This is a genomic window from Streptomyces flavofungini (genome assembly GCF_041028215.1).
GTDB classification, from domain to species: domain Bacteria; phylum Actinomycetota; class Actinomycetes; order Streptomycetales; family Streptomycetaceae; genus Streptomyces; species Streptomyces flavofungini_B.
The window spans coordinates 1-2,729 of record NZ_JASKYR010000889.1 but is presented as its reverse complement, the minus strand read 5'-3'; the positions used below and the strand labels follow the sequence as shown (position 1 = coordinate 2,729).

Sequence of the window (2,729 nt, the reverse complement as noted above, 5' to 3'; positions counted from 1 at the left end):
GCCGAGAAGCTCGACGCCTTCCGCGCGGGCCGCGAGACCAAGGGCGTGGTCACCGGGCGCGTACCGGCGGAGGAGCGGCCGAAGCTGGCCTTCGTCTGCTCCGGCATGGGACCGCAGTGGTGGGCCATGGCACGGCAGCTCCTGAACACCGAGGAGACCTTCCGCGCCGTCGTCGAGCGGTGCGACCGCGAACTGGCCAAGTACACCGGCTGGTCGCTCCTCGACGAGCTCCTCGCACCCGAGGAGACCTCCCGGATGGCCGAGACGGAAGTCGCCCAGCCCGCCAACTTCGCCGTCCAGCTCGGCCTCGCCGCGCTCTGGCGCTCCTGGGGCATCGAGCCGGACGCCGTGGTGGGACACAGCACGGGCGAGGTCGCCGCCCAGTACCTCGCGGGCGTGCTCAGCTTCGAGGACGCGGTCAAGGTGAACTACTACCGCAGCAGCCTCCAGCAGCGCGCCACCGGAACCGGACGGATGCTGGCCGTGGGCATGACGCCGGAGACGCTCGACCAGGCGGTCGCCGACGCCGGTCCGCTGGTCTCCGTCGCCGCGGTGAACAGCCCGACCGCGGTGACCCTGGCGGGCGACGCGAAGATCCTCCAGAGCATGGCCGACCAGCTGGAGACCTTCGGGGTCTTCCACCGGTTCCTGACCGTCGAAGTGCCCTACCACAGCCACTTCATGGACCCCCTGCGCGAGGACCTGGAGAAGGGCCTGGCCGACCTGCGCCCGAGGCCCGCCACGCTTCCCCTCTACTCGACGGTGACCGGCACCCGCATCGAAGGACGCGGCGCCGACGCCCGCTACTGGTGGCAGAACGTCCGCGCCACCGTGCTCTTCGCCGCCGCCTTCCGCCAGCTCATCGCCGACGGCTGCACCCATGTCGTCGAACTCGGCCCGCATCCCGTCCTGGCGGGCCCGATGCGCGAGATCCTCGCGGAGCAGGGCGTCGAAGGGCTCGTGGTGCCCTCACTGCGCCGCGACGAACCCGACGACGCGGTGCTCCTGACGTCCCTGGGCGCCCTCTACAGCAACGGCCACGCGGTGGACTGGGCGGCCCTGCACGGCCCGGACGCCCGCCCCCTGCGGCTGCCGCCCTACCCGTGGCAGCTCAAGAGCTACTGGAACGAGTCCGCCGAAGCACGTGAGGACCGCCACTACACCGAGGTCCACCCGCTGCTCGGCCAGCGCATGAACGCCACCCACCCCACCTGGGAGCGGGAGGTCAACACCCGGCTGCTGCCCGTACTCGCCGACCACCGGGTGCAGGGGAACACCGTGCTGCCCGGCGCCGCCTTCATCGAACTGGCCCTCGCGGCCGCCCACGAGATCTACGGGGAAGGCGACTACACCCTGGAGGACCTGGAGCTGCGCAGGGCCCTGGTGCTGCCCGACACCGCCGACCCGCGGCTGCGCACCACCCTGCACCAGGAGAGCGGCCGCGTGGAGACAGCCGCCTTCACGGCCTCGCCCGGCGGCGAGCGCACCTGGACCCTGCACGCGAGCACCCGGCTCACCAGACACCCCGCGGCCCGCACCGGACACGACCTGGACGCGGTGCGCCGCGCCTGCCGCCATCACCTCACCCACCGGGAGTTCTACGAGCGCGTCGAGCGGATGGGCTTCCAGTACGGGCCCGCGTTCCGGGCCGTCCAGGAGATCGCCGTCGGCGACGGCCGGGCATGGGGCCGGGTCACCGTCCCGGAGTCCGTCCGCGGCGACCTGGACTCCTACCGTTTCCACCCCGCCCTCATCGACGCGGCCTTCCAGGTCCTGCTGGCGTCCGCCACACCACCCGCGGCGGACGGCACCCGGCCGCCCGGACCGTATCTGCCGGTCGGCGTCGACAGCATCCGCGTCCGGGGCGGCACGGCCGACGAGATGTACGTGGTCGCCGACGTCGTCGAGGCCGACGCCCGTGCCATCGTCAGCGACCTCTCGCTCTGCGACGCCCGGGGCCGCACCCTCGTGGAGATCCGGGGCTTCCGCGCGCAGTCCCTGGACACCGCGGCCGGTCTGCGCCCCGAACGCCTCGACCAGGGGCTCTACGAGGTGCACTGGCGGCCCGCGCCCGTGGCGGAGGAGGACGCGGGCAGCGAGCCCGCACAGGTTCCGGCCGACGAACCGGCGGGCACCTGCCTGCTGTTCACCGGCGCCGACGGCATCGGCGCCGAGGTGGCCAAGCGCCTCACCCTGGCCGGACGCCGCGTCGTCACCGTGACCCCCGGCGCCGTCCCCGAGCCCGTCGGAAGCACCGAGGACGGCTACGTCCTCGACCCCACCCGCGCCGAGCACTACCGGCTCCTGTGCGAGCGGCTCGCCCGGGACACCGAGATCGGCACGGTCGTCCACCTGTGGAGCCTGGACGTGCCCTTCGACGCGTCCGGGCCCGCGGAGGCACTGGAGAGCGGCCAGGACCTGGGCGCCCTGTCGGTCCTGCACCTGATGCAGGCGCTGGCCGCGGGCGTCACCCGGCGGCTGCTCAGGGTGTGGCTGGTCACCCGTACCGCACAGGACGTCAAGGGCGCCCCGAGGCCCCTGTCGCTGCCGGGCTCCCCGATGTGGGGCATCGGCCGCGTCATCGGCCATCAGGAGTTCGCCGGGATGTGGGGCGGGATCGTCGACCTGGACGACGGACCCGACGAGGGCGAGGCACGCCGACTGGTGGCGGAGATCACCGGACGGTCCGGCGAGGACCAGATCGCCTTCCGGGACGGGCGGCGCTACGT

The 2,729-nt window shown here is 73.3% G+C and carries 1 protein-coding gene; it reads left to right on the top strand.

The window, feature by feature from the left end; genetic code table 11:
• On the top strand, positions 1-2,729 hold a 2,729-nt coding region (locus AB8Z36_RS36070), incomplete at both ends, for an acyltransferase domain-containing protein (RefSeq protein ID WP_369217611.1).